The 26,192-nt window shown below is 70.9% G+C and carries 24 protein-coding genes; 6 read left to right on the forward strand and 18 right to left on the reverse strand.

Annotated elements, in window-relative coordinates:
• Position 1: 1 nt before the first annotated feature.
• From kdpB to dut, 5 genes are all read right to left on the reverse strand, one after another.
• Positions 2 to 2,116, reverse strand: a complete 2,115-nt coding sequence (gene kdpB, locus KQY30_RS07990; RefSeq protein ID WP_217310866.1) for a potassium-transporting ATPase subunit KdpB — start codon at positions 2,114 to 2,116, stop codon at positions 2 to 4.
• A 26-nt stretch (positions 2,117 to 2,142) separates the two neighbouring features.
• Positions 2,143 to 3,807, reverse strand: coding sequence for a potassium-transporting ATPase subunit KdpA (gene kdpA / locus KQY30_RS07995; protein WP_217306242.1), 1,665 nt, complete (start codon positions 3,805 to 3,807; stop codon positions 2,143 to 2,145).
• A gap of 3 nt (positions 3,808 to 3,810) precedes the next feature.
• On the reverse strand, positions 3,811 to 3,900 hold the full coding sequence (kdpF, locus tag KQY30_RS08000; protein ID WP_217306243.1) for a K(+)-transporting ATPase subunit F: 90 nt from the start codon (positions 3,898 to 3,900) through the stop codon (positions 3,811 to 3,813).
• A 452-nt stretch (positions 3,901 to 4,352) separates the two neighbouring features.
• The gene (locus tag KQY30_RS08005) at positions 4,353 to 5,141 is read right to left on the reverse strand and encodes a DUF3710 domain-containing protein (RefSeq protein WP_217306244.1); all 789 of its coding nucleotides are present in this window, start codon (positions 5,139 to 5,141) and stop codon (positions 4,353 to 4,355) included.
• A gap of 1 nt (position 5,142) precedes the next feature.
• Entirely contained in the window at positions 5,143 to 5,667 is a 525-nt protein-coding gene (gene dut / locus KQY30_RS08010) for a dUTP diphosphatase (RefSeq protein WP_046494417.1), read from the reverse strand.
• Positions 5,668 to 5,797: 130 nt separating this feature from the next.
• On the opposite strand from dut, the gene KQY30_RS08015 reads away from it, so the two are divergent.
• Entirely contained in the window at positions 5,798 to 6,256 is a 459-nt protein-coding gene (locus tag KQY30_RS08015; RefSeq protein ID WP_217306245.1) for a DUF3093 domain-containing protein, read from the forward strand.
• Between the two features lie 93 nt (positions 6,257 to 6,349).
• Here the strand turns inward: KQY30_RS08015 and KQY30_RS08020 are convergent, their stop codons facing one another.
• From KQY30_RS08020 to KQY30_RS08035, 4 genes are all read right to left on the reverse strand, one after another.
• Complete coding sequence (locus tag KQY30_RS08020) at positions 6,350 to 7,264, reverse strand: EcsC family protein (RefSeq protein WP_217306246.1); 915 nt, start codon at positions 7,262 to 7,264, stop codon at positions 6,350 to 6,352.
• A 13-nt stretch (positions 7,265 to 7,277) separates the two neighbouring features.
• Positions 7,278 to 7,574 carry a DUF4193 domain-containing protein gene (locus KQY30_RS08025; RefSeq protein WP_030350183.1) on the reverse strand — a complete coding sequence of 99 codons (297 nt, stop codon included), beginning with the start codon at positions 7,572 to 7,574 and terminating at the stop codon, positions 7,278 to 7,280.
• 404 nt (positions 7,575 to 7,978) lie between these two features.
• Positions 7,979 to 9,211 (reverse strand): HAMP domain-containing sensor histidine kinase, encoded by a 1,233-nt coding sequence (locus tag KQY30_RS08030; protein ID WP_217306247.1) that lies wholly within the window; start codon positions 9,209 to 9,211, stop codon positions 7,979 to 7,981.
• Between the two features lie 5 nt (positions 9,212 to 9,216).
• Complete coding sequence (locus KQY30_RS08035) at positions 9,217 to 9,870, reverse strand: response regulator transcription factor (protein WP_046494423.1); 654 nt, start codon at positions 9,868 to 9,870, stop codon at positions 9,217 to 9,219.
• A 317-nt stretch (positions 9,871 to 10,187) separates the two neighbouring features.
• Here KQY30_RS08035 and KQY30_RS08040 point away from each other — a divergent pair, with 317 nt between their 5' ends.
• Complete coding sequence (locus KQY30_RS08040; protein ID WP_169922638.1) at positions 10,188 to 10,361, forward strand: hypothetical protein; 174 nt, start codon at positions 10,188 to 10,190, stop codon at positions 10,359 to 10,361.
• 303 nt (positions 10,362 to 10,664) lie between these two features.
• Here the strand turns inward: KQY30_RS08040 and KQY30_RS08045 are convergent, their stop codons facing one another.
• Entirely contained in the window at positions 10,665 to 11,453 is a 789-nt protein-coding gene (locus tag KQY30_RS08045) for an inositol monophosphatase family protein (protein WP_217310869.1), read from the reverse strand.
• Between the two features lie 99 nt (positions 11,454 to 11,552).
• Positions 11,553 to 12,680: a ferrochelatase gene (locus tag KQY30_RS08050; RefSeq protein ID WP_217306248.1), complete on the reverse strand. Its 1,128-nt coding sequence runs from the start codon at positions 12,678 to 12,680 to the stop codon at positions 11,553 to 11,555.
• 158 nt (positions 12,681 to 12,838) lie between these two features.
• Here KQY30_RS08050 and KQY30_RS08055 point away from each other — a divergent pair, with 158 nt between their 5' ends.
• The gene (locus KQY30_RS08055) at positions 12,839 to 14,164 is read left to right on the forward strand and encodes a D-arabinono-1,4-lactone oxidase (protein WP_217306249.1); all 1,326 of its coding nucleotides are present in this window, start codon (positions 12,839 to 12,841) and stop codon (positions 14,162 to 14,164) included.
• Positions 14,165 to 14,745: 581 nt separating this feature from the next.
• Positions 14,746 to 15,780 carry a septation protein SepH gene (gene sepH, locus KQY30_RS08060; RefSeq protein WP_046494427.1) on the forward strand — a complete coding sequence of 345 codons (1,035 nt, stop codon included), beginning with the start codon at positions 14,746 to 14,748 and terminating at the stop codon, positions 15,778 to 15,780.
• A 153-nt stretch (positions 15,781 to 15,933) separates the two neighbouring features.
• Here the strand turns inward: sepH and KQY30_RS08065 are convergent, their stop codons facing one another.
• Positions 15,934 to 16,761 (reverse strand): sulfurtransferase, encoded by an 828-nt coding sequence (locus tag KQY30_RS08065; RefSeq protein WP_217306250.1) that lies wholly within the window; start codon positions 16,759 to 16,761, stop codon positions 15,934 to 15,936.
• 219 nt (positions 16,762 to 16,980) lie between these two features.
• Between KQY30_RS08065 and KQY30_RS08070 the strand changes: the two genes are divergently transcribed.
• Positions 16,981 to 17,775, forward strand: coding sequence for a VOC family protein (locus tag KQY30_RS08070; RefSeq protein ID WP_217306251.1), 795 nt, complete (start codon positions 16,981 to 16,983; stop codon positions 17,773 to 17,775).
• Positions 17,776 to 17,825: 50 nt separating this feature from the next.
• Here KQY30_RS08070 and KQY30_RS08075 read toward each other — a convergent pair whose 3' ends face one another.
• The 4 genes from KQY30_RS08075 to KQY30_RS08090 all read right to left on the reverse strand — a co-directional run bounded on the left by KQY30_RS08075 (position 17,826) and on the right by KQY30_RS08090 (position 23,285).
• Positions 17,826 to 18,527, reverse strand: coding sequence for a thymidine kinase (locus KQY30_RS08075; protein ID WP_254407015.1), 702 nt, complete (start codon positions 18,525 to 18,527; stop codon positions 17,826 to 17,828).
• A gap of 112 nt (positions 18,528 to 18,639) precedes the next feature.
• Entirely contained in the window at positions 18,640 to 19,836 is a 1,197-nt protein-coding gene (locus tag KQY30_RS08080; RefSeq protein ID WP_217306252.1) for an alkaline phosphatase family protein, read from the reverse strand.
• Entirely contained in the window at positions 19,836 to 20,459 is a 624-nt protein-coding gene (locus KQY30_RS08085; RefSeq protein ID WP_217306253.1) for a DUF5998 family protein, read from the reverse strand. The genes KQY30_RS08080 and KQY30_RS08085 overlap by 1 nt, the downstream gene beginning before the upstream one ends.
• An 81-nt stretch (positions 20,460 to 20,540) precedes the next feature.
• On the reverse strand, positions 20,541 to 23,285 hold the full coding sequence (locus KQY30_RS08090) for a bifunctional GNAT family N-acetyltransferase/acetate--CoA ligase family protein (protein WP_217306254.1): 2,745 nt from the start codon (positions 23,283 to 23,285) through the stop codon (positions 20,541 to 20,543).
• A 128-nt stretch (positions 23,286 to 23,413) separates the two neighbouring features.
• Here KQY30_RS08090 and KQY30_RS08095 point away from each other — a divergent pair, with 128 nt between their 5' ends.
• Positions 23,414 to 23,695, forward strand: coding sequence for an HPr family phosphocarrier protein (locus KQY30_RS08095; protein WP_046494437.1), 282 nt, complete (start codon positions 23,414 to 23,416; stop codon positions 23,693 to 23,695).
• A 185-nt stretch (positions 23,696 to 23,880) separates the two neighbouring features.
• Here the strand turns inward: KQY30_RS08095 and KQY30_RS08100 are convergent, their stop codons facing one another.
• Entirely contained in the window at positions 23,881 to 24,570 is a 690-nt protein-coding gene (locus KQY30_RS08100; RefSeq protein ID WP_217306255.1) for a GntR family transcriptional regulator, read from the reverse strand.
• Positions 24,571 to 24,797: 227 nt separating this feature from the next.
• Entirely contained in the window at positions 24,798 to 26,180 is a 1,383-nt protein-coding gene (locus tag KQY30_RS08105; RefSeq protein ID WP_217310871.1) for a pitrilysin family protein, read from the reverse strand.
• Positions 26,181 to 26,192 lie beyond the last annotated feature (12 nt).

The following is a 26,192-nucleotide window of genomic DNA, read 5'->3' on the forward strand; positions in this document are numbered from 1 at the left end:
ATCAGCCGATTCCGGGGATGAGGGAGATGAGCAGGTCGATGATCTTGATGCCGATGAACGGGGCGATCAGCCCGCCGAGACCGTAGATCCCGAGGTTTCTGCGGAGCATCCGGTCGGCGCCGGCGGGCCGGTAGCGCACGCCCTTCAGGGCGAGCGGTACGAGCGCGACGATGATCAGCGCGTTGAAGACGACCGCCGAGAGGATCGCGGACTCGGGCGAGGAGAGGTCCATGATGTTGAGCTTGCCGAGGCTCGGATAGACCACGGCGAACATCGCGGGGATGATCGCGAAGTACTTCGCCACGTCGTTGGCGATGGAGAACGTCGTGAGCGCGCCCCTCGTGATGAGGAGCTGTTTGCCGATCTCCACGATCTCGATCAGCTTGGTGGGGTTGGAATCCAGGTCCACCATGTTCCCGGCCTCCTTGGCGGCCGAGGTGCCGGTGTTCATGGCCACCCCGACGTCCGCCTGGGCCAGGGCGGGCGCGTCGTTCGTACCGTCCCCGGTCATCGCGACCAGCTTGCCGCCGGCCTGCTCGCGCTTGATGAGGGCCATCTTGTCCTCGGGCGTGGCCTCGGCGAGGAAGTCGTCGACACCGGCCTCCTGCGCGATGGCCTTCGCGGTCAGCGGGTTGTCACCGGTGATCATGACGGTCCTGATGCCCATCCGGCGCAGCTCGTCGAACCGCTCCCGCATCCCCTCCTTCACCACGTCCTTGAGATGGATCACCCCGAGGGCGCGGGCACCCCGCTCGTCCTCAACGGCCACCAGCAGCGGTGTGCCGCCGGCCTGCGAGATCCGGTCGGTCAGTCCCTGGCAGTCCCGGGCCACGCTGCCGCCGCGCCCGGCGACCCACGCGGTCACCGCGCCGGCGGCTCCCTTACGGACCTGGCGCCGCGTCCCGTCCTCGGTGAGGTCGACACCGGACATCCGGGTCTGGGCGGTGAAGGCCACCCACTCGGCACCGGCCAACTGCCCCTGGTGGCGCTCCCGCAGCCCGTACTTCTCCTTCGCCAGGACGACGATGGAGCGGCCCTCGGGCGTCTCGTCCGCGAGCGAGGAAAGCTGGGCGGCATCGGCCAGTTCGGCCTCGGTGACGCCCGGGACGGGGAGGAATTCGGCGGCCTGCCGGTTGCCGAGGGTGATGGTGCCGGTCTTGTCGAGCAGCAGTGTCGACACATCGCCGGCGGCCTCGACGGCGCGCCCGGACATGGCGAGGACATTGCGCTGGACGAGCCGGTCCATGCCCGCGATGCCGATCGCGGAGAGCAGCGCCCCGATGGTCGTCGGTATCAGACACACCAGCAGAGCGATCAGCACGATCATCGACTGCCGCTGCCCGGCATAGACCGCGAACGGCTGGAGGGTGACCACGGCCAGGAGGAAGACGATGGTGAGGGACGCGAGGAGAATGTTCAGCGCGATCTCATTGGGCGTCTTCTGCCGCGCCGCGCCCTCCACCAGCTTGATCATCCGGTCGATGAACGTCTCGCCCGGCTTCGTCGTGATCCTGATGACGATCCGGTCGGAGAGCACCTTCGTACCGCCGGTGACAGCCGAGCGGTCACCGCCCGACTCCCGGATCACGGGCGCCGATTCGCCGGTGATCGCGGACTCGTCCACGGAAGCGACGCCTTCGACGACATCGCCGTCGCCGGGGATGATGTCCCCGGCCTCGCAGACCACCAGATCCCCGACCCGCAGGTCGGTGCCGGGTACGCGCTCCTCGTCCGGGCCGATGACACGCCGGGCGACGGTGTCGGTCCTGGCCCTGCGCAGGGTGTCCGCCTGCGCCTTGCCCCGGCCTTCCGCGACCGCCTCGGCCAGATTGGCGAAGACGGTGGTCAGCCAGAGCCAGGCGGCGATCGCCCAGCCGAACCAGTCGCCGGGATGGATCGCGGCGAAGACCGTGGACAGCACCGAGCCGACCTCGACCACGAACATCACGGGCGACTTGACCATCACCCGCGGATCGAGCTTCCTGACCGCCTGCGGGACGGACGTGATCAGCAGACGGGGATCGAACAGGCCCCCGCCCACCCGTGCCTTCCCGCCCGGACCGGGTCCGGGGGATACCGGCGGGTGCGGCGCACGGGACGGAGTGACAGCGGACATCGTGCCCTCTTGCTTCAGACGAGTGCTCATGACGCCAGCCCCTCGGCCAGCGGTCCCAGCGCGAGGGCCGGGAAATAGGTCAGCCCGGTGACGATCATGATCGTGCCGACCAGGAGTCCGGTGAACAGCGGCTTGTGGGTACGCAGGGTGCCCGCGGTCTCGGGTACGGGCCGCTGCGTGGCCAGCGCGCCGGCCAGCGCCAGGACGAACACCATCGGCAGGAAGCGGCCGAGCAGCATGGCCAGGCCGATCGTGGTGTTGAACCACTGCGTGTCCGCGTTCAGCCCGGCGAAGGCCGAGCCGTTGTTGTTGGCGCCCGACGTGTAGGCGTACAGGATCTCCGAGAAGCCGTGCGGCCCGGAGTTGGTCATGGAGTTGCCCGGGGTGGGCAGGGCCATCGCGGCGGCGGTGAAACAGAGCACCAGCGCCGGGGTGATGAGGATGTAGCTCGCGGCCAGCTTGATCTCACGGCTGCCGATCTTCTTGCCCAGATACTCGGGCGTACGGCCGACCATCAGCCCGGCGATGAACACCGCGATGATCGCCATGATCAGCATCCCGTACAGACCGGATCCGGTCCCGCCGGGCGCAATCTCACCGAGCTGCATCCCCAGCATGGTGATACCGCCGCCGAACCCCGTGAACGAGGAGTGGAACGAGTTCACCGCACCGGTCGACGTGAGCGTCGTGGCCACCGCGAAGATGGACGAGCCGCCGACCCCGAATCGGGTCTCCTTGCCCTCCATCGCGCCACCGGCGATATCGAACGCCGGGCCGTGGTGGGCGAACTCGGTCCACATCATCAGCGCGGTGAACCCGATCCAGACGGCGGCCATCGTGGCGAGGATCGCGTAGCCCTGCTTCACACTGCCGACCATCGTCCCGAACGTCCGCGTCAGCGCGAACGGGATCACCAGGATCAGGAAGATCTCGAAGAGGTTGGAGAGCGGGGTGGGGTTCTCGAAGGGGTGGGCGGAGTTGGCGTTGAAGTAACCGCCGCCGTTGGTGCCCAGCTCCTTGATCGCCTCCTGCGAGGCCACCGCACCGCCGTTCCACTGCTGCGAACCGCCCAGGAACTGCCCGACCTCATGGATCCCGGCAAAGTTCTGGATGGCGCCACAGGCGACCAGCACGATCGCGCCGATCACGGACAGGGGGAGCAGGATGCGGACGGTGCCGCGCACCAGGTCCGCCCAGAAGTTCCCCAGCTCCCCGGTACGGGACCGGGCGAAGCCCCGTACCAGCGCCACCGCCACGGCCATGCCGACGGCGGCGGAGACAAAATTCTGTACGGCCAGGCCACCGGTCTGCACGACATGGCCCATGGCCTGCTCGCCGTAATACGACTGCCAGTTCGTATTCGCGACGAACGACGCGGCCGTGTTGAACGCCTGGTCCGGATCGATCGACGAAAAGCCGAGCGACCCGGGAAGAACCCCCTGCACCCGTTGCAGCAGATACAGGAACAGCACGCTCACCGCGGAGAACGCCAGCACTCCACGGAGATAGGCGGGCCAGCGCATCTCGGTCGCGGGATTCGCGCCGATCGCGCGGTAGATCCACTTCTCGACCCGCAGATGCTTCGTCGAGGAATAGGTCCGGGCCATGTAGTCGCCCAGCGGGCGGTACACCAGACCCAGCGCGACAACCAGCGCCAGCAACTGAAGCACACCGGCGAGGACGGAGCTCATCACTCAGAACCTCTCCGGGAAGAGCAGCGCCAGGACGAGATAACCCAGCAGGGCGACCGCCACCAACAGCCCGACCACGTTCTCGGCCGTCATAGCTTCGCCACCCCCTGGCGATCAGGGCCACCAGCGCGAACACCGCGATCGTGGTGACAACGAAGGCCACATCGGCCACCGCGCACTCCTAGAAGAGTCGGGAAAAACTGACTCCCTGAGGAAACCGGCTGATCCGCCCGGTCAGGCTCGCGTTGACGGGTCCCATACGGCCGGTGCCGCGGGCTTGACGGACTTCATATGGCCGACGCCGTGCCTTGTGATGTGCCGCATACGGCAAGGCATCCGCCCTGGCTCGCAGGCGCCACGGCGTTCGGGCAAACGAAAGGCCGGTGGGGGCGAACGAAAGGCCGGTGGGCCGCGTCCCCGTCCAGGGATGCGGCCCACCAGCCTTGTCGCTCAGGTCTGTGCCAGTCAGGTCTGTGCCGATGCGGTACGTGCCAGTGCGGTGCGTGCCAGTCCGGTCGGTGTCCGGCCGGAGCGCCGACAGGGGCTCAGCGCACCTCGGTGATCTCGGGACCGCGCTGAAGCTGTCCCATGCCACCGGAGAAGCGCGAGCCCTCCTGCTCGTCCTGCTGGACGCCCTCGGCCACCATCTGCGCGTCGTCCGGCAGCTTGAGGACGATCGGGTCCCTGGGCGCCATCGGCCCCTCGCCCCGTACGACCACGGTGTCCCGGAAGATCTGCTCCAGCAGCCCCGCGGCGCCGGGCTGTACCGCGCCCTGCCCGGAGATCACACCGCGCAGGAACCAGCGCGGTCCGTCGACGCCGATGAAGCGCACGAGCTGCACGCCGCCGGTGCCGTCCGGAAGCTGTACGGGAACCTGGGCGCGCAGCTCCCAGCCCAGCGGCCCCTCGACCTCGTCGATGATGCCGCCCTGCCGGGTGATGCCGGAGGCGATCTCCTCGCGGACCTCGCCCCAGATACCTTCCTTCTTGGGCGCCGCGAACGCCTGGAGCTGTACGGCGCTGTCGCGCACGACGACCGTGGCGGCGACGATCGCGTCACCGGCGACCTCGACGCGCAGCTCCATGCCCTCGACCCCGGGAACGAAGATCCCGCCCAGATCGACCCGGCCCTCCCCGGGCCTGGAGACCTCGGAGATGTCCCAGGGGCCGTCCGGCCTGGGGGCCGGCGGAAGGTTCACCCTGCGGGGCGCGGCCGCCCCTTCGGCAGCCGTGTCGGCACCGGCGTCACCGGCATCGTCGGTGAACTGCTCGGCCTCGCCCGCTGCGTCCGCCGCGTCCGCTGCGGAACCACTCTTCTTGCGACGTCCGAACACGTCACTGTCCTTCCCGGTCGGATACGACCGAAGCGTATCGATTCCCGCCCTGTACGCCGCCCACGGCGGCATGACCGCCGGTGGACCCGAAGCCCCCGTCGCCCCGCGCCGACCCGGGAAGCTCCGCCACCTCGTGGAAGCGGACCTTCTCGACCTGCTGGACGACCAACTGGGCAATCCGGTCGAACCGCTCGAACCGAACGCTCTCGCGCGGGTCCAGATTGACCACGATCACTTTGATCTCTCCACGGTACCCGGCATCCACCGTCCCCGGGGCATTCACCATGGCGACGCCGCATCGGGCCGCCAGTCCGGAGCGCGGATGCACGAAGGCGGCGTACCCGTCGGGCAGGGCGATGGACACTCCCGTGGGCAGTACGGCCCGCTCCCCGGGGGCCAGTTCGGCGGCCTCGGTGGTGACCAGATCGGCCCCGGCGTCGCCCGGATGCGCATACCCCGGAAGCGGAACCTCCGGATCGAGGCGGCGGATCAGTACGTCCAGGGGGGCGGCGGGGGTACGGCTCATGGGTTCACCTCGACGGCGCGGGCGCGCCCGGCCTGGTCCGGGAGGCGTCCCCGGGGGTGGCGCGCTGCTCACAGGCGCAGACCTTACCCGCGCGGTCGCCCGGCTTCCGCACCATGCCAAGCTTGGCCGCATGGAGCCTTCCGCCGCGCGCTACGACGAACGCCTCACCGCCCCTCCTTCCTGGTGGGCCATAGCGGCCCTCATCGCCGTGGCGGGGGGCCTGATCACACTGCCGCTGGGGCCGTTGCCACTGCTCGGCGGGGTGATCGGCGCGGGAGCGCTGGCGGCGGCCGGGGTGAGTTCCTACGGCTCGGCGCGGATCAGGGTGGTGGCGGACTCGCTGGTCGCGGGCGATGCCCGGATCCCGGTCTCGGCGCTGGGCGAGGCCGAGGTGCTCGACGCCGAGGAGGCGCGGGCCTGGCGGCTGCACAAGGCGGACCCCCGGGCGTTCATGCTGCTGCGCAGCTATGTGCCGACGGCGCTGCGGGTGGAGGTCACGGATCCCGAGGACCCGACTCCGTACGTCTATCTCTCGACCAGGAACCCGCAGGCTCTGGCGACGGCGCTGAACGCGGTACGGACGGGCTGAACGCGGGGATCCCGCCGCTTCGAGGCCCCTCGGTCCGCCACCGCTGCTCCGCCACCACCGGTCCGCCTCTCGGAGAGATCCAAACGAGAGGCCCTAGCTCTCCAGTTCCTTCGGCAGCTCCGCGGGGAGTTCCTCCGGCCGCTTCAGCGGGGGCAGTTCCGGAAGCGCGTCCCAGGGGATCTGGCGGGCCCGCAGGTCCTTGCGGACGTGCTCGGCGACCTTCTTGGTGTCCCGCCGGTTCATCATCGCGCCGACGGCCGCCCCGATCATGAACGGGACCAGGTTGGGCAGGCTGCGGACCGTGCGCTTCATGATCTGCTGCCGCAGCTCGCGTTTCATACGCCCGCCCAGCGCGCCGTTGAAGGTCGACGGCTTGGTGACATCGACCCCGCGCTCCTCCGTCCAGGAGGTCAGATAGGCGGCGCTGCGCTCCTTGAGCGTGCCCGGCGGGCGCAGTCCGTAGACCTCGTGCAGCTCGGCTATGAGCTTCAGCTCGATCGCGGCGACCGCCGTGATCTCGGCCGCCAGCTCGGCGGGCATCGCGGGCGGTACGGGCAGCATCGCGGCCGCGCCTATGCCCGCGCCGACCGTCGCGCTGCTGTTCGCCGCGCCGGCGACCAGTTTGTCGGCCAGTTCCTCGGGGCCGAGGCCGGGGAACTGGCCGCGCAGGGTCGCGAGGTCACGGACGGGTATCCGGGGCGCGTTCTCGATGATCCGGTCGGCGACATATCCCAGCGCCGCCTTGGCACCCGCGCCGCCCTTCCGTACCCGCCGCTTGACGGCGTCCAGCCGCCGGCCCCCGGTCGTGGGGCCCCCGTGGTCCTCTTGGGCTGCTTCGAGCGAGGCCGGGAGGCCTCGCTCGTCGTCACGTGCGCCGTGCTGGGGCAGGAGGGCGGAGTGCTCGGCAGCGGGCTGAACGCCTTCTGCCGGGCCCGAGCCGCCCCGATACGCCTCCGGTGCGCTCTCGCGCCGGAAGCGTCGTTTCCGAAACGGTGTGTCGCCTGCCACGGCCGACCCGACCTCAGTCGCAGTCGCGGCAGATCGGCTGACCGTTCTTCTCCCTGGCGAGCTGGCTCCTGTGGTGCACCAGGAAGCAGCTCATGCAGGTGAACTCGTCGGCCTGCCGGGGCAGCACCCGGACGGACAGCTCCTCGTTGGAGAGATCCGCGCCGGGCAGTTCGAGCCCTTCGGCCTGCTCGAACTCGTCGACGTCGACCGCCGAAGTCGACTTGTCGTTCCGACGGGCCTTCAGTTCCTCAAGGCTGTCCTGATCGACGTCGTCATCGGTCTTGCGTGGGGTGTCGTAATCCGTTGCCATGTCGCTCTCCCCCTCTGGGTGTCTGTGGTGTCTCCAGCGCACGTAACGCGTGAGAGGCCGGACTTGTGCCCGACCTGAGGCGGAGATTTTGCCTCACATCAAGGTCTGTTACTCAATCGACACCCAACCGGACCCCTGTGGAGTGATCGGCTTCGGGTGGCGAAGGGGACCGTACACGGTCCTGCTGTTGTGCCTCACGGGCGCCACCCCGTGTACTTCCCGTGATCCCGGCCCCCGGAAACCCGGACGATACCGGCTTTCCGATGAAGGCCTGATCACGCAGAGTGGATAGGCGTGAATTCGCCCCTGTGATCGATCACACACGGATTCGCCGGAAATCCGTCCCGGAAATTCCGCGCAAAGCGAACAAAGGCCGATGCTCCCCGGATACCGCGCGCAGCATCTCAGACCGGGAGAGTGACACGCATCACCAGTCCCCCGCCCTCGCGGGGTTCCGCGAAGATCCTGCCGCCATGGGCGCGCGCCACGGACCGCGCGATCGAGAGGCCGAGGCCGACCCCCTTGTCGCTGCCCGTACGCTCCGTACGCAGCCGCCGGAACGGCTCGAAGAGGTTGTCGATCTCGTACCCCGGGACCACCGGGCCCGTATTGGAGACCACCAGGACCGCCTGGCCCTGCTGGACCTCCGTGGAGACCTCCACCCAGCCGCCCTCGGGGATGTTGTACCGCACGGCGTTCTGCACCAGGTTCAGCGCGATCCGCTCCAGCAGGACCCCGTTCCCCTGGACGACCGCCGGCGCGCACTCCGTACGGATCTCGACGCCCTTCGCCTCCGCCTCGCCGAGGCACTGGTCCACACCGCGGGTGGCGACCTCGGCGAGGTCGACCGGTTTTCGCTCGACGATCTGGTTGTCGCTGCGGGCGAGCAGCAGCAGGCCCTCCACGAGCTGCTCGCTGCGCTCATTGGTGGCCAGCAGCGTTCTGCCGAGCTGCTGGAGTTCCGCGGGCGCCCCCGGATCGGAGAGATGGACCTCCAGCAGGGTGCGGTTGATCGCGAGCGGTGTGCGCAGCTCGTGCGAGGCGTTCGCGACGAACCGCTGCTGCGCGCTGAACGCCCGCTCCAGCCGGTCCAGCATCTCGTCGAAGGTGTCCGCCAGCTCCTTCAGCTCGTCGTCGGGGCCGTCCAGCTCGATCCGGCGCGACAGGTCGGAGCCGACCACCCGGCGCGCGGTACGGGTGATCCGGCCCAGCGGCGACAGCACCCGCCCGGCCATCGCGTAACCGAAGGCGAAGGCGATGACGCTCAGGCCGACCAGGGCGAACAGCGAGCGGCTGAGCAGATCGTCGAGCGCCTGCTTGCGCTGGTGGTTGACGCAACTGTTCATGGCCGCGTTGAACTGCTCCGGTGGTGCCTGGTCCGGGAAGTTGCAGACATCGCTGCTCACCTTGCCGGTGACGATCTTGAAGGGCAGCTCACTGCCCACGTGCAGCGCCTGCGCGGCCAGCAGATAGATGATCGAGAGCAGCAGGATGCCGGCGATCAGGAACATCCCGCCGTACAGCAGCGTGAGACGTATCCGGATGGTGGGGCGCACCCAGGGCAGTGCCTGGTCGGGCCTTCTGGGGTCCCAGGTGGGCTTGGGCGGTGCCGCGGGCGGCATCGGGGTCGCGGCCACGGGCATCAGATCCGGTACCCGGAGCCGGGCACCGTGACGATCACGGGCGGCTCGCCGAGCTTGCGGCGCAGGGTCATCACCGTGACCCGGACGACATTGGTGAACGGGTCCGTGTTCTCGTCCCAGGCCTTCTCCAGGAGCTGCTCGGCCGAGACGACCGCGCCCTCGCTGCGCATCAGGACCTCCAGCACCGCGAACTCCTTGGGCGCGAGCTGGATCTCCCTGCCCTCGCGGACGACCTCGCGGCGGTTGGGATCGAGCTTGATGCCCGACCGCTCCAGGACCGGCGGCAGCGGTACGGTCGTACGCCGGCCGAGGGCCCGCACCCTGGCGATCAGCTCGGTGAACGCGAAGGGCTTGGGCAGATAGTCGTCCGCGCCCAGCTCAAGGCCCTCGACCCGGTCGCTGACATCGCCCGAGGCGGTGAGCATCAGGACCCGGGTGGGCATCCCCAGCTCGACGATCCTGCGGCAGACGTCGTCGCCGTGGACGAGGGGGAGGTCCCGGTCGAGCACCACCACGTCGTAGTCGTTGACCCCGACCCGTTCCAGGGCGGCGGCGCCGTCGTACACCACGTCGACGGCCATGGCCTCCCGGCGCAGTCCGGTGGCCACCGCATCGGCGAGCAGTTGCTCGTCCTCGACGACGAGTACACGCACGTCGCAGTCCTTCCTCTGGGCCCGTCACCCCTGAGCGGGGCAGGTTGTAGCACTGGCTGTGCGGCCCCATCCTGCCCGTTACGGCCATAAACCGGCGGTAAGACGATGCCGGGTGACCTGGGACATCCGGGAATGGAACGGATTGTTTGACGCGTTGAGGTTTCTCGAAGTCGGACCCTGGGGAAGACGACTTCACACCCGAGATCACGCCCTGTTTGTGGCACGCCACACCCTTTCTGTCATCCAGAGGCAGTGGGTGCGTGATCTACCCGCCGTCGGCACACCCCCGTGCCACTGACCCACGACGAGGGGGCGCAATGGACGCGTTCACCGCCGGGCTTCTGCAGCGTATAAAGGCCACGGAAACGGATCTCAACCGAGCCCGGGAGACGGGCGACGACTTCCTCGTGGATGTCGATCAGGAAGAGCTGGAAGACCTTCGCCGGCTTGCGGCCGAGCACGGTGTGGAGGTCGGCGCGGCAAGCGCCTGACCGCATGCCTTGGCCCTATCCAATATCAGAGCTGTGACAACGACCTAGTGAGAAGGGCCCCGGCGCCGAGGGGACGGCACCGGGGCCCTTCCGTACGCCCGGCCGCATCGCCGGGACCGGGCCCGGTGGGGCCTATCGGCCAGTGCCTTGACCGGCAATGTTTGCCCGTCAAGGAGCGGCGTCCGGTGCGTGCGATCGCAAGGCGGCCGGAAGTCCTTGTAGCGGAGCTACCAGGGCTTTTGGCCAACGCCGCGAGCGTGCGTGCAGGGCGTCGCGACGGGGCAAACGTTGCTGGGAGGGGCACTAGTCGTGCCAGGCGCCGTACTCGTCCAGCAGGCCCTGGAGGGGTTCGAAGACACCCGGGGTGGCCGCCACCGTGAGTTCGAAGCCGGGGCGGGTGCCGGGACGGCCGCCGGTGAGCGCGCCCGCCTCGCGGGCGATGAGATCGCCGGCCGCGAAGTCCCAGGGATGCAGCCCGCGCTCGTAGTAGCCGTCCAGCCGGCCGGCCGCCACATCGCAGAGGTCGGTGGCCGCGGAGCCGCCCCGCCGGATGTCGCGCAACTGCGGGATCAGCCGCTGGGCGATTGCGGCCTGGTGGGCGCGAACGGCGGTGACGTAGTTGAAGCCGGTCGAGACCAGCGCGCGCTCCAGCGGGGGCGCGGGGCGGCAGCGGACAGGCCGGTCGTTGAGGAAGGCGCCGCCACCGCGTACGGCGCGGAAGGTCTCGCCGCGCATCGGGATCGCGACGACTCCGGCGAGGGTCTCGCCGTCGCGTTCCGCGGCGATGGAGACGGCCCAGGTGGGCAGTCCGTACAGATAGTTGACGGTGCCGTCCAGCGGGTCGATGACCCAGCGGATTCCGCTGCTGCCCGTCGAGCTGGCGCCTTCCTCGCCGAGGAAACCGTCGTCGGGGCGGTGCTCGGAGAGATGGCCGGTGATCAGCTTCTCGGCGGCGATGTCCATCTCGGTGACGACATCGATGGGGCTGGACTTGGTGGCGGCGACGGCCAGATCGTCGGGGCGGCCGTCGCGCAGCAGCTCGCCCGCGCGGCGGGCGGCCTCCAGCGCGAGGGAGAGCAGCTCGGCGGTCAGGGCCTCATCGGGCCGGTCGGTGGCAGCGGGTTGGGCATCGGTGACAGCAGGTAGGGCGTCGGTGGCAGCGGGTCGGGTGTCGGTCACGTCGGGGCTCCTTCAGGCGTACGGGCTGTCGGCGCCCGCGGCGGCGGGCCTGGGGGCACGGGCCGGGCAGCAGCCGACCGGGCAGAGGTCATGACTCGGGCCGAGCGCGCCCAGCGCGCAGCGCTCCACCGGCTGCCCGCGTTCGGTGGCGGCGCGCTCCAGCACCAGGTCGCGGACGGCGGCGGCGAAGCGCGGGTCGGCGCCCACCGTGGGCGAGCGGCGGACGGGCAGCCCCAGCTCCGCGGCCTTGGCGGTGGCCTCGGTGTCGAGGTCGTACAGGACTTCCATATGGTCCGAGACAAAGCCGATGGGGGCCATCACGACCGCCGGGACGCCCTCGCCGTGCAGTGTCTCCAGGTGGTCGCAGATGTCCGGCTCCAGCCAGGGGATGTGCGGGGCGCCGCTGCGGGACTGGTAGACCAGCCGCCACGGGTGCTCGACGCCCGTCTCCTCCCGTACCGCCTCGGCGATCAGCCGGGCGGTGTCGAGGTGCTCGGCCACATACGCGCCGCCCTCGCCGTGGTCCTCGGCCGGTCCCGAGGTGTCGGCCGACGCGACCGGGATGGAGTGGGTGGTGAAGGCGAGGTGGGCGCCCGCCCGTACCGGCTCCGGCAGATCGGCGAGCGAGGCCAGCACGCCGTCGATCATGGGGCGCAGAAAACCGGGATGGTTGAAGTAGTGCCGCAGCTTGTCCACGCGCGGTGGTTCGAGTCCCTCGGCCGCCAGGGTGGCGAGCGCCTCGGCGAGGTTCTCGCGGTACTGGCGGCAGCCCGAGTACGAGGCGTACGCGCTGGTCGCGAGGACGGCGATCCGGCGTCGGCCGTCCAGGGTCATCCGGCGCAGGGTGTCGGTCAGGTAGGGCGCCCAGTTGCGGTTGCCCCAGTAGACGGGCAGATCGACACCGTGCTCGGCGAAGTCCTTGCGCAGCGCGTCCAGCAGCGCGCGGTTCTGTTCGTTGATCGGGCTGACCCCGCCGAACAGGAAGTAGTGCTGGCCCACTTCCTTGAGCCGCTCCTCGGGGATCCCACGCCCCCTGGTCACGTTCGCCAGGAACGGAATCACATCGTCCGGGCCCTCGGGGCCGCCGAAGGACAGCAGGAGCAGCGCGTCATAGGGGGAAGTCTCAAGCTGTTGGGGCATGTTTCGATCCTGCCATCCGCGCTGCCCGGCATGTGCGGCGGCGGTAGCCGGGGGGCGTACGCACGGTGGCCGTGAGTATGATCCCCCTCCAACTGGCCAGGGCACGGGGTGCCGTCGGCCGCGCGAGCCGGTACCGATGCGGGGAGGGCACGGGGCGTATGACCAGGACCCACACGAACGGGCCGACCGTGGACGCGTGGCGCAACTGGGCGGGGAATGTGACAGCCCGCCCGGCCCGCGTGGTCTCCCCCGCCTCCGTCGAAGAGCTGACCGAGGCGATACGAAGGGCCGCCGAGGACGGGCTGAAGGTCAAGGCGGTCGGCACGGGCCACTCCTTCACCGCCACCGCCGCCACCGACGGGCTGCTCGTACGGCCCGATCTGCTCACCGGCATCCGGGACATCGACCGGGCGGCGGGCACCGTGACCGCGGCGGCCGGCACCCCGCTGAAGCGGCTCAACGCGGCACTGGCGCGCGAGGGTCTGTCGCTGACCAATATGGGCGACATCATGGAGCAGACCGTCGCGGGCGCCGTCTCCACCGGCACCCATGGCACCGGCCGTGACTCGGCCTCCATGGCCGCCCAGATCCGTGCCCTGGAACTGGTCACCGCGAACGGCTCGCTGCTGCGCTGCTCGGCGGAGGAGAATCCGGAGGTCTTCGCCGCCGCCAGGATCGGGCTGGGCGCGCTGGGGGTGATCACCTCGGTGACCCTCGCGGTCGAGCCGGTCTTTCTGCTGACGGCCCGTGAGCAGCCCATGGCCTTCGACCGGGTCACAGCCGAGTTCGATCAGCTCGTGGCCGAGAATGAGCACTTCGAGTTCTACTGGTTCCCGCACACCGGCAACTGCACCACCAAGCGCAACAACCGCAGCGCGGGTCCGGCGGCCCCGCCCGGCCGGTTCGGCGGCTGGATCGATGACGAGTTCCTCTCCAACGGGCTGTTCCAGGTGGCCTGTTCGGTCGGCCGGGCCGTGCCCGCGACCATCCCCGCCATCGCCAGGATCTCCAGCCGCGCCCTCTCCGCACGCACCTACACGGACATCCCTTACAAGGTCTTCACTTCCCCGCGCCGAGTGCGCTTTGTCGAGATGGAGTACGCGCTGCCCCGCGAGGCGGCGGTAGGGGCGCTGCGTGAGGTCAAGGCGATGGTCGAGCGCTCACCGCTGCGGGTGAGTTTTCCGGTGGAGATACGCACGGCGCCCGCGGACGACATCACGCTCTCGACCGCCGCGGGCCGGGACAGCGCGTACATCGCGGTGCACCTGTACCGGGGCACGCCCCACCACGCGTACTTCACCGCGGTGGAGCGGATCATGACCGCGCACGGCGGCCGGCCGCACTGGGGCAAGATCCACACCAGGGACGCGGAGTACCTCTCGGAGGCGTATCCGCGCTTCGGACAGTTCACGGCGCTCCGGGACCGGCTGGATCCGGACCGGCTGTTCGGCAATGACTATCTGCGGCGGATTCTCGGGGACTGATCGGGGACTCATGGGGACCGATCGGGGCCTGACGGGAGCCGGCGGGGACCGCTTCCCGGGGGCCGAGGCGGACCGGGGAGCTATGCCCGGTCTTCCGCCTCTGCTCACCCATCTGCCCCATCTCGTACCGGGAAAGGGCGACTGAGCGAAGCCGATCGTTCCGATGTAGCGGATTCTGTGAAGCAGCAGGCCTGGTCAGGGGCGTTGCCGGTGCTCAACTCCGCGCACCGGCGAGAACTTGGGCGGCGTGCCGGTCCACCCGGATGGCCCGAATGGAGTACTGTGGCGAGCCCTGGGGCCGGACTCCCTCATGGGTGTCCGGAACCTTCGGGAAGGGGGCCGAACGTGGCACTCGATCCGGCGGCGCCGCGGCACCGCACGGGCGCCTGCTGCACAGAGTGACCGGGTCTGTCACTCTGCGTCGCAAAGAGGTAACCGTGCCATAACGGCGATCCAGGGCCACTGCCCGACACGCCGGGCAGCACGGCAAGGTTGTGGCAGGCTGCACCCGGGCAGGCCACACTCGACTAGCGGAAGCAGCGACGCACGTGACGTCGGCAGGCACCACCCGGGAGGTCCCCATGCCCGAACTGCGTGTCGTGGCCGTCTCCAACGACGGCACACGACTGGTGCTCAAGGCTGCGGACAGCACGGAATACACGCTTCCGATTGATGAGCGCCTCCGCGCCGCCGTGCGCAATGACCGCGCCCGCCTCGGTCAGATCGAGATCGAGGTCGAGAGCCACCTCAGACCGCGTGACATCCAGGCGCGTATACGAGCCGGGGCCTCCGCCGAGGAGGTCGCCCACCACGCCGGTATCCCCGTGGACCGGGTCCGCCGGTTCGAGGGACCGGTGCTGGCCGAGCGCGCCTTCATGGCCGAGCGGGCCAGGAAGACGGCCGTGCGCCGCCCCGGCGAGAACGCGGGACCCCAGCTCGGCGAGGCGGTGCAGGAGCGGCTGACGCTGCGCGGCGCCGAGAAGGACACCGTGCAGTGGGACTCCTGGCGGCGTGACGACGGCACCTGGGAGGTGCTGCTCGTCTACCGGGTCGCGGGTGAACCGCACTCGGCGAGCTGGACGTACGACCCGCCCCGGCGGCTCGTCCAGGCGGTGGACGACGAGGCACGCGCCCTGATCGGCGACACCGACGACACGGTCACCGCGCAGGAGCCGAGCTTCCCGTTCGTACCGCGGATCGCGCGGCTGCCGCGCGACCGCGACCGGCCGATGGACCGCGCGCTCGACCGGCAGTCGGAGCGGCCCGGGGCGCCGGAGCCGGACGAGATGAGCGAACGCGACTCGCTGACCAGCCTGCTGGAGGCGGTGCCGAGCTTCCGCGGCGACATGGTGGTGCCCGAGCGGCCCGCCCCGGAGCCGCCGGCCACGGATCCGGAGGAGGAGCCGGAGGCCGAGGAGCCGCCGGCGCCCGCGGCCTCGGCCGGTTCGGCGTACGCGGATGTGCTGATGCCGCGCTCGGTGTCCGGGCACCGGGACCGGCTCACGGGCACGACGGACCGCCAGGCGGAAGCGGACGGGGTCCGTCCGGGCCGCAGGGCCGCGGTGCCGAGCTGGGACGAGATCGTGTTCGGCACACGGCGCAAGAAGCAGGAGTAGCGCGAAGACGGCTACGGCCGCGGCGAGTTGTCGGTTGCGGCGGGTTGACGAAGGGGCCTTCGCGAAGGGGGCCCGTACACGGTGTGCGTGTACGGGCCCCCTTCGTATGCGTGTACGGCGGGCGGTACGGCGAGACGCGGGCCCGGGCCCGGGCTACTGGGGGTCGGGGCCCTTGGCGACCGGACGGGTCTCGTCCGCCGACCACTCGGACCAGGAGCCCGCGTACAGCGCCGCCGGGATGCCCGCGATCTCCAGCGCCAGCACCTCATGCGCCCCCGAGACACCGGACCCGCAGTAGACACCCACCTCGGTGCCGGCTGTGGCACCGAGTGCCGTGAATCGTGCGGCCAGATCTCGTGCAGACAGGAAGGTGCCATTTTCGGCCACATTCGCCATCGTGGGCGCCGACAGCGCGCCGGGAATATGGCCGCCGATCCGGTCGACGGGTTCGACGTCGCCGCGATAGCGCTCGGCGGCCCGCGCGTCCAGCAGCAGCCCGCTGCGCGCCAGGGCGGCCGCGCCGTCCGCGTCCAGCAGCGGGAGCGAGCCCGGCACCGGGCTGAAGTCGCCCTCGGCGGGGTCCGGGACCTCAGTGGAGAGCGGGCCGGTCCAGGCGGCCAGGCCGCCGTCCAGCACCCGGACGTCGGAGTGACCCGTCCAGCGCAGCAGCCACCAGGCGCGTGCCGCCGCCCAGCCCTGGCCGCCGTCGTACACCACCACCGGCCTGTCCTGCGACACCCCGGCCCGCCGCATCACCGCGCCGAAGGCCGCCACCTCCGGCAGCGGATGCCGACCGCCGGCCCCGGGCGGGTCCGCCAGCTCCGTATCGAGATCGACATAGACGGCGCCCGGCAGATGGCCCGCCTCGTAGGCCGGACGGCCGGGAGGTCCGCCGAGCTGCCAGCGGACGTCGAGCAGGACGGGCGGACGAGGTCCGGCCGACTCGCCCTGGAGTTCCACCGCGGTGATGATGGCTGTCATGGAGCCATCCTCGCGCACGGGCGGCCCTACCCGGAAACGGCGGAGAAACGGCCGGTAAACACCCCATCGAGATCGCGCCAAGGTCGGCGCAGTCGGGAAGCGGCACCCGGTGACAGGTGCGAGCATCTGCACGGGCGTACGACCGTTCCCGTACGGCGGCCGGAGAGCGGCCCGCGCCCGGTCCCCGCACGGCCACGACGGTCCGAGGAGAGAGTGACGATGACCGAGGCAGCGATCCGGCGCACACCCGGCACACCTTGCTGGGTGAGCCTGATGGTGCACGGCCTTGCCGCGACCGAGGAGTTCTACCGGGAGTTGTTCGGCTGGGAGTTCCGGCCGGGACCGCAGCAGCTCGGACCGTATGTCCGCGGCATGCTGGACGGCAGGGCGATCGCGGGCATCGGCCAGTTGCCGCCCGACCGGCAGTTGCCCATCGCGTGGATGACCTATCTGGCGACGGACGACGCGGATCTGACGGCCGACACGATCAGAAGCTGTGGCGGAACGGTCGGGGTCGGTCCGCTCGACGCGGCGGAGGCGGGCCGGATGGCCATCGCCGCGGACCCCGCGGGCTCGGTCTTCGGAATCTGGCAGGCGGAGGCGCACATCGGGACGGCGGTGGCCGGGGCCCATGGCACCCCGGTCTGGAACGAACTGATCACACGCGAGACCTCGGCGGTCGGAAAGTTCTACGAAGCGCTCTTCAACTACGACGTGGAGTCGGTCGAGTCGACCGACTTTGACTTCCTGACCCTGCGTCTGGAGGGACGGCCGGTGGCCTCCCTGCACGGGGTCGGGCGGGCGCTCGCCAGGGATCTGGGCTCGCACTGGATGACGTATTTCGAGGTGGACGACACCGACGCCGCCGCGCGGCTGGTGACGGAGCTGGGCGGGCGGGTGATCAAGCCGCCGCACGAGGGCACGCACGGCAGGCTGGCCACGGTCGCGGACCCGGAGGGCGCGGTCTTCTCGATCGTACGGTCGGCCGGGCACCGGCAGCTCGCGGACCTCTGACCGCCCGGCGCCGACCGCGAAGCACCGGCGTCTGCCTGAGAGGCGTCGGTCTAGCGGAGTGCCGCCTGCTCGTCGGTCAACGGCCCGCCGTCCAGTGGCACTTCGCCGTTCCCGACCGGCAGGACATCCGGTGAGAGCGTGGCCGCCCGCGCGGTCGCCGCGGTCATCCGCCGCCGGTGATGGCGCCGGCACAGCACCTCGTACCCGATCTCGTCGCCGGACTGGTGCACATCGCCGACGACGACCTGGGCCCCCTCGACGACCATGGCGCCGCCGACCGTCCGCGCGTTGTGCGTGGCCCGGGCGCCGCACCAGCAGAGCGCCTCGACCTGGAGGACCTCGATCCGGTCGGCCAGTTCCACCAGCCGTTGCGAGCCGGGGAAGAGCTTGGAGCGGAAGTCGGTGGTGATGCCGAAGGTGAAGACGTCCAGCTCCAGATCGTCCACCACCCGGGCGAGCTGGTCGACCTGCTCGGGGGCGAGGAACTGCGCCTCGTCGGCGATGACGTAGTCGCAACGGCCGCCCTGGGAGAGGCGGTTGACCAGATACGCGTAGAAGTCGAAGCCCTCGGCGGCCTCGACGGCGTCGGTGACCAGGCCGAGCCGGGAGGAGAGCTTGCCCTCCCCGGCGCGGTCGTCACGGGTGAAGATCATGCCCTGGAGTCCGCGCGCGGAGCGGTTGTGCTCGATCTGAAGAGCGAGGGTGCTCTTTCCGCAGTCCATCGTTCCGGAGAAGAACACCAGCTCTGGCATGAGGGAGTGACGGCCTTTCGGTTCTCGGGCGTGACGTCCGCGGGCCCTGGGGCTCGCGGGGGCTCTGGGGCTCGCGGGACTTCTGAGAGCCGCGAAGCGTATGGGCCACGGCCTAGGAGCGTACTTCGAGAAGCGGGACGAGCTGCTCGACGGGGGTCATCGAGCCATGCATCCCGACCATCGCCGACTCGTGCGGCTCCTGGACGGAGGCGGTGATCACCACATCGTCATGGGCCGCCGCGACGACATCGCCGATCCGTCCGTACACCCGCTCGTCCATCGCGCCGGGCCGTCCGAACCAGCCCCCGGCGATCGCCTCCTCCCGGCTCGCCACCCAGAACCGCTCGCCGAGCACCTCGCGCCAGACGGCGAGGACATCGGCCTCGGCCCCCGGTACGGCGTAGACATGGCGGGCCCGGCCCTCGCCGCCGAGCAGGGCGACCCCGGCGCGCAGCTCCCAGTCCTCGTCGAAGTCGATACGCGACTCCTCGTCGAAGGGGATGTCGATCATGCCGTGGTCGGCGGTCACATAGAGCGCGGTACGGGGCGGCAGCCGCTCGGCGAGGCGCTGGGCGAGCCGGTCGACATACATGAGCTGGCCGCGCCAGGCGTCGGAGTCGACACCGAAGCGATGGCCCTTGCCGTCGACCTCGCTGTAGTACGTGTAGACGAGCGAGCGGTCGCCCGCGGCGAGCTGCTCGGCGGCGAGGTCCATCCGCTCCTCGCCGGTGAGACGGCCGTGGAAGCTGCCGCCGCTCAGCGCGATCCTGGTGAGCGGGGTGGTCTCGAAAGTCGGCGAGGACACCTGGGCGGTATGGACCCCGGCCTCGGCGGCGAGCCGGAAGACCGTGGGGTACGGCTGCCAGACCGCGGGCTCGGTCCAGGGCTTCCAGCGGAGCTGGTTCATCAGCGCGCCGGTGGCCGGATCGCGGACGGTGTAGCCGGGCAGTCCGTGCACGGCCGGTGCCAGGCCCGTACCGAAGGAGGCGAGGGAGGTCGCCGTGGTGGCGGGGAAGCAGGTGGTGAGGGGGCGGCCGGTACCGCCGCGCGAGCTGCCGAGCAGGGAATTCAGATAGGGCGCCTCGTCCGGGTGGGCCCTGAGCTGTTCCCAGCCGAGGCCGTCGATCAGAAAGACACAGTTCCGGTCGGCGGGGGTCAGTTCAGGAATGGCCGCGGTCAGATCCGGTACGCCCTGGCCTGCCGCGAGTGTGGGCAGCAGGTCGGCGAGCGAGCCGGTGCCGTACTCGGGCAGCGGAGCGGAGTCCGGGGCGAGCGGGACGGGGTCCTGCCAGAGTGCCTCGGCTGCCATCAGCGGCCGGAGCCCGAAGGGGCGGGGGCGGCGGCGGGGGCCGCGGTCGCCGCTGTGGCCTCCGAAAGGGCCTGGGCGAACGCGAGCGTCTGGCGGACCGTGTCGGGTCCGTCGCCCGCCTCGCTGACTCTGAGGCTCAGGTCGTCGGCGGTGGAGCTGCCCGTGTAGCCGTGGTCCGCCTCGCAGTTGGGGTCGCCGCAGGCGGCGGGCTCCAGATCGATCCGGGAGACCGCGCCCCAGCCGATGGTCAGGACGACCTCGCGCGGCAGGGTGCCGGGGGTGTACGACTCCGGATTGGCGACGACCCTGCTGACCACGACGGACGAGATGCGGTCGAGTTTGACCGACTCGGTGGAGGTGGTGGCGTACGGGGTCGGGGAGCTGGTGTCGGCGTTCTGCTCGTCGGTGTGGCTGACGATGAAGCGGTGGGCGGTCAGGACGAGGACGGTGACATGCCGGCGCACCTCGTTGGCGTCGAAGGTGGTCTCCTGGTGCACCACGTACGACGCGATCTGCTCACCGCCGACAGCGGCCTCCACCGCTTCGGCCACGAGAGCCGGGTAGTAGCCGCTGCGCTCGATCGCCGTGCGCAGCCCCTGGGTCGTCGTACCGGTCTTCGCCATGGGCTCCATCCTACGGTGGCCGGATGGCTGCCGAGGACGCCCCGGAGGGCCCGCCGGACAGGGCCCGGTCCCGGTGACCCGTCAGTAACTGGGGAGGCGGCGGGGGCCCAGATCGTCGCGGGCGGGCGGCGGTGCGAGCCGTACGCCCGCGTCGAGGACGGAGAGCCCACGGGTGGCGACGACGACCGGTTCCAGGGTGACGGAGACGATCTCGGGGTGGTCGTCGACCAGCCGGGACACCCGGAGGAGCAGTTCCTCCAGGGCAGGGGTGTCGACGGGCGCGGAGCCGCGCCAGCCGAAGAGGAGCGGGGCCGTTCTGATGGACCTGATCTGTCCGGCGACATCGCGGTCGGTGGCGGGTACGAGCCGGTGGGCGAGGTCGCCGAGCAGTTCGGAGGGCGGGCCCGCGAGACCGAAGGAGAGCACGGCCCCGGCGGCCGCGTCGATGGCGGCCCGTACGACGGTGTCCACCCCGCGCGGGACCATCGACTGGACGACGGGCCGCAGTTCGTCGGGGCGGCCGAGCGTCTCGGTCATCTCGCGGTAGGCGAGCCGCAGTTGGGCCTCGTCTGCGAGATCGAGCCGTACGCCTCCGAGGTCGGCGCGGTGGCGGAGATGGGGCGCGGTCGTCTTCAGCGCGACGGGGTATCCGAGCCGGGCGGCGGCGCCGACGGCCGCCGCCGGGTCGGGCGCGGGGAGGGTCGGGCGTACGGGGATGCCGTACAGCGCGAGCAGCGCGTGCGTGTCGGCGGGGCCGAGCCGTACCCCGCGCGGATCGGTGTGCTCGCCGAGCGTCCGGGCGATCAGCGCGGCGGCACCGCTCTCGTCGATGGTGTCGTCGATGGACTCGGGCACCTTGCCGGGCTCGCCGGACTCGCGCCGCCACTGCGCGTACCGGACGGCCTCGGCGAGCGCCCTCACGGCCCGCTCGGCGGCGGGGTAGGCGGGGATGCGCGCGGCGGGCTCGGCGGGGTGCGGCGTCGACAGGGCTTCGGTGAGGCCCGCGATCTCGACGTGGACCAGGGCGACCGGCTTGGGCGGGCCCTTGGTGAGTGCCTCGCGGAGCGCGCCGGCCAGGGCGGTGCCGGGGGCGGCGGGCGTCGCGTCCGGCTCGCCGACGTGCGGGATGGCGGTCACCACGACGGCGTCGCAGGCCTGGTCGGACAGGGCCTCGGCGAGCGCCGTACGGAAGTCCGCGGGCGTCGCGGCGGTCGTCAGGTCCCGGGGCCGCAGCGGGCGGAGCCCCTCGGTGAGACAGGCGTCGTAGGCGAGCAGACCGAGGGACTCGGAGTTGCCGAGGATCGCGACGCGCGGCCCGGCGGGGAGGGGCTGCGAGGCGAGCAGCAGGCCCGCGTCGACCAGTTCGGTGACCGTGTCGACGCGGATCACGCCGGCCTGACGCATCAGCGCCGAGACCGTCGCGTCCGGGATCCGGGTGACCGGGACCGCGTGGCCCGGGGGCGTACTGCCGCTGTGGCGCGCGCCCTTGACCACCACGACCGGTTTCAGCGCCGCCGTACGCCGGGCGAGCCGGGTGAACTTCCGGGGGTTGCCGATCGATTCGAGGTAGAGCAGGGCGACATCGGTGTCCGGGTCCTCGTACCAGTACTGGAGGATGTCGTTGCCCGAGACGTCCGCGCGGTTGCCCGCGGAGATGAACGACGAGAGGCCCGCGCCGCGCCGGTGGAGCGCGGAGAGCAGCGCGATCCCGATGGCCCCGGACTGGGTGAACAGGCCGATGCGTCCACGGGCGGGGGGCCCGGGTGCGAGCGAGGCGTTCAGCCGGACGGCATCGGCGGTGTTGATGATCCCGAAGGCGTTCGGTCCGATGATCCGCATTCCGTACGAACGGGCCTGCCGCACCAGCGCGCGCTGCCGCTCCCTGCCCTCCGGGCCGCTCTCCGCGTAACCGGCGGAGAGGACCACCAGCCCTCGGACACCGTGCTCGCCGCAGTCCGCGACCGCTTCGGGCACCCGGCCGGCCGGTACGGCGACGATCGCGAGGTCGACGGGCTCCTTGATCAGCGCGACCGAGCGGACGGCCGGGACGCCGTCGATCTCGGCGCGGTCCTCGTCGAAGGCCCGGTTCACCGCGTACGTACGTCCGGTGAACCCGGCGTCGAGCAGATTGCGCAGGACCGTTCTGCCGACCCCGCCGGGTGCCCGGCCGGTGCCGACGACGGCGACCGAGCCAGGCGCGAGCAGCCGCTGCACCGAGCGGGCCTCGGCCCGCTGCTCCCGGCCGCGCTGGACCGCCAGGGACTTCTCGGTCGGTTCGAGGTCGAGCGTGAGGCGTACGGCTCCGTCCTCGAAGCTGCGCCGCTGGGTGTACCCGGCGTCCCGGAACACCTTGATCATCTTGCTGTTGGCGGGCAGCACCTCGGCGGTGAAGCGCCGGATACCGCGCTCGCGGGCGACCGCCGCGATGTGTTCGAGCAGGGCGGACGCGACCCCGCGCCCCTGATGCGCGTCCTGGACGAGGAACGCGACCTCGGCCTCGTCGGCGGGCGCGGACGCGGGCCTCCCGCGCTCGTCGACGCGGTCGTACCGTACGGTCGCGATGAACTCGCCGCCCACCGTGACCGCGAGGCCCACCCGGTCCACATAGTCGTGGTGGGTGAACCGGTGGACGTCCTTCGCGGAGAGGCGCGGGTAGGGCGCGAAGAAGCGGTAGTACTTCGACTCGTCGGAGACCTGTTCGTAGAAGCTGACCAGCCGCCCGGCGTCGTCGGTGGTGATGGGCCTGATACGGGCGGTGGCTCCGTCGCGCAGCACCACGTCCGCTTCCCAGTGACCGGGGTACGCGTGGTCCGGCGGCGTCTCCATGCCGAAAGCCTACGGGGGACGGCGCCGCCGAGGGGGCCCTCAGGGGTCGGGAAGGGGTGATTCCCCGGCACATGAGATTCTGGGCCGGACATCGTTTTTCAGACTTTTGAGACTTGAAGGGCAACACCATGGCTGAGCGCCGCGTCAATGTCGGCTGGGCCGAGGGGCTGCACGCCCGTCCCGCTTCCATCTTCGTCCGTGCCGCCACGGCCGCCGGAGTCCCCGTGACGATCGCGAAGGCCGGTGGCACCCCCGTCAACGCCGGGTCGATGCTCGCGGTGCTCGGTCTGGGCGCGCAGGGCGGCGAGGAGATCGTGCTGACCTCCGACGCGGACGGCGCGGAGGCTGCTCTGGACCGGCTGGCGAAACTGGTCGCCGAGGGCCTGGACGAACTGCCCGAGACGGTCTGAACGAGCTGGACGAGAGCTGTCCGACGGCGGGACCCGGTCCGGTGGCGGGACCCCGTCCGGCGCCCGGCCGGAATTACGCACGACGGAGCCGCGGTGCGCGAATTCAGCGCACCGCGGCTCCGTATTTTCGTGCGGGCAGCGAAGAATAGGCCGCGCTTTTCAATACTTTGTATACGGCGAGATTGTTAAGTGCGGGCACTCGCGGTGTTTACACCATGTTGCGAAACCCTCACCCTTTCCCGGTCGCGCTCGGTCCGCCGCAGCCGGTGCACGGCCGCCGTACGCTCCGCATGCAGGGCGGTCAGCGATCGCGCGCGTTCCGCGTCACCGCGCGCCACCGCGTCCACGATCGCGCCGTGCTCGGCCCAGGAGTCGACCGGGTGCGCGGGCTGGTCGACCACGTACATCCAGGCGATCTTGTGCCGGAGCTGGGTGAGCGGGGCGGTGAGCGCCGGGCTTCCGGACGCCTGGGCGAGGGTCTCGTGGAACCAGGCGCCGAGCGAGCGCAGATCCTCGCCCTGTCCTCGCCTGGCCCGCTCCTGCCCCAGTCTGACCAGGCCCCGGAGCACCTTGAGATGGGCTTCCGTACGGCGCTGGGCCGCGCGCGCCGCGCCCAGCGGCTCCAGGAGCTGCCGTACCTCCAGCAGATCGGCCGCCTCCTGGTCCGTGGGCTCGGCGACACACGCGCCGACATGACGGCGCGTGGTCACGAAGCCCTCCGACTCCAGGGTGCGCAGGGCTTCGCGCACCGGGACGCGTGAGACGCCGTAGCGCCGCGCGAGCTGCTCCTCGGTGAGCCGGCTGCCCCGTTCGAATACACCGGAGACAATGTCGTCGCGGATCGCCGTGCATACCGAGTGCGCGGGAATGCGCATGTCCGAACCTCCGCCTTAATCCGCGCGAAACGCTGCCGATCGACCCCTGTTCCGTGACTCTATTGCAATCAACGCGGATTTCCGATGGGTGCCCGGAATCGATGGATATCTTTTGGCCAGCACGGAGCGAGCCACCGCGGAGCAGACGGGCAGCCTCGTAGCGAAAGCGGACATTTAAGAAACCCCGGCGACAGTTGTCGCCGGGGTTTATCACGGAGTCGGTTTTCTCAGCCGCTGACGACCGTGACGTCGCCGATACCGAGCGCCGTCACCGGCTCCTTGATCTGCTCGGCGTCCCCGACGAGCACGGTCACGAGCCGGTCCACCGGGAAGGCGCTGACGGCCGCGGCCGTCGCCTCCACCGTGCCGGTCTCGGCCAGGCGCGCGTAGAGCTGGGCCTGGAAGTCGTCGGGAAGGTGCTGCTCGACCTGGTCGGCCAGGGTCGCCGCGACGGACGCGGCCGTCTCGTACTTGAGCGGTGCCACCCCGACCAGGTTCTGGACGGCCACATCGCGCTCGGCGTCGGTGAGGCCCTCCGCCGCGAGGGTGCGCAGCACCTTCCAGAGGTCGTCCAGCGCCGGGCCCGTGGACGCGGTGTCCACGGAACCGCTGATGGCGAGCATCGCGGCGCCCGTCGCCCCGCCCGGCTCCGAGGGGGCCGAGGAGCGCAGCACCTGCCCGAAGGCCCGCACTCCGTAGGTGTAGCCCTTCTCCTCGCGCAGCACCCGGTCGAGCCGGGAGGTGAGCGTGCCGCCCAGGCAGTACGTGCCGAGCACCTGGGCGGGCCAGACCCGGTCGTGCCGGTCGGCGCCGATCCGGCCGATCAGAAGCTGGGTCTGGACGGCGCCCGGCCGGTCCACGATCACCACGCGGCCCGTGTCGTCGGCCGTGATGGGCGGTACGGGTCGCGGCTTGGCGGTGTCACCGGTCCAGGTGCCGAGGGTGTCCGCCAGCACTCCGTCCAGGTCGACCCCGGTGAGATCGCCGACGATCACGGCGGTGGCCGTGGCGGGCCGTACATGCGCTTCGTAGAAGGCACGCACACCCGAGGCGTCGATGCGCGCCACCGTCTCCTCGGTGCCCTGGCGCGGCCTGGACATCCGGGAGGAAGCGGGGAACAGCTCCTTGGAGAGCTGCTTGGCGGCGCGGCGGCCCGGGTTGGCGGTCTCGTGCGGGATCTCGTCCAGCCGGTTCCGCACCAGCCGCTCCACCTCGCTGTCGGCGAAGGCGGGCGCGCGCAGCGCCTCGGCGAGCAGGCCGAGGGCCTTGGGCAGCCGGGAGACCGGGACCTCCAGGGAGATCCGCACCCCCGGGTGGTCGGCGTGCGCGTCGAGGGTGGCGCCGCAACGCTCCAGCTCGGCGGCGAACTCCTCGGCGCTGTGCTTGTCGGTGCCCTCGGAGAACGCCCGCGCCATGATCGTGGCGACCCCGTCGAGCCCCTCGGGCTCGGCCTCCAGCGGGGCATCGAGATTGATCTCGACGGCCACCACCTGCTGTCCCGGGCGGTCGCAGCGCAGCACCGTCAGCCCGTTGTCGAGCGCGCCGCGCTCGGGCGCGGGGAAGGCCCAGGGCCTGGCCTCGCCGGCGGTCGGCTGCGGGTGGAAGTCCATGGTCACGGCAGC

The sequence above is a fragment of the Streptomyces sp. GMY02 genome (assembly GCF_019056675.1).
GTDB lineage: Bacteria > Actinomycetota > Actinomycetes > Streptomycetales > Streptomycetaceae > Streptomyces > Streptomyces odonnellii.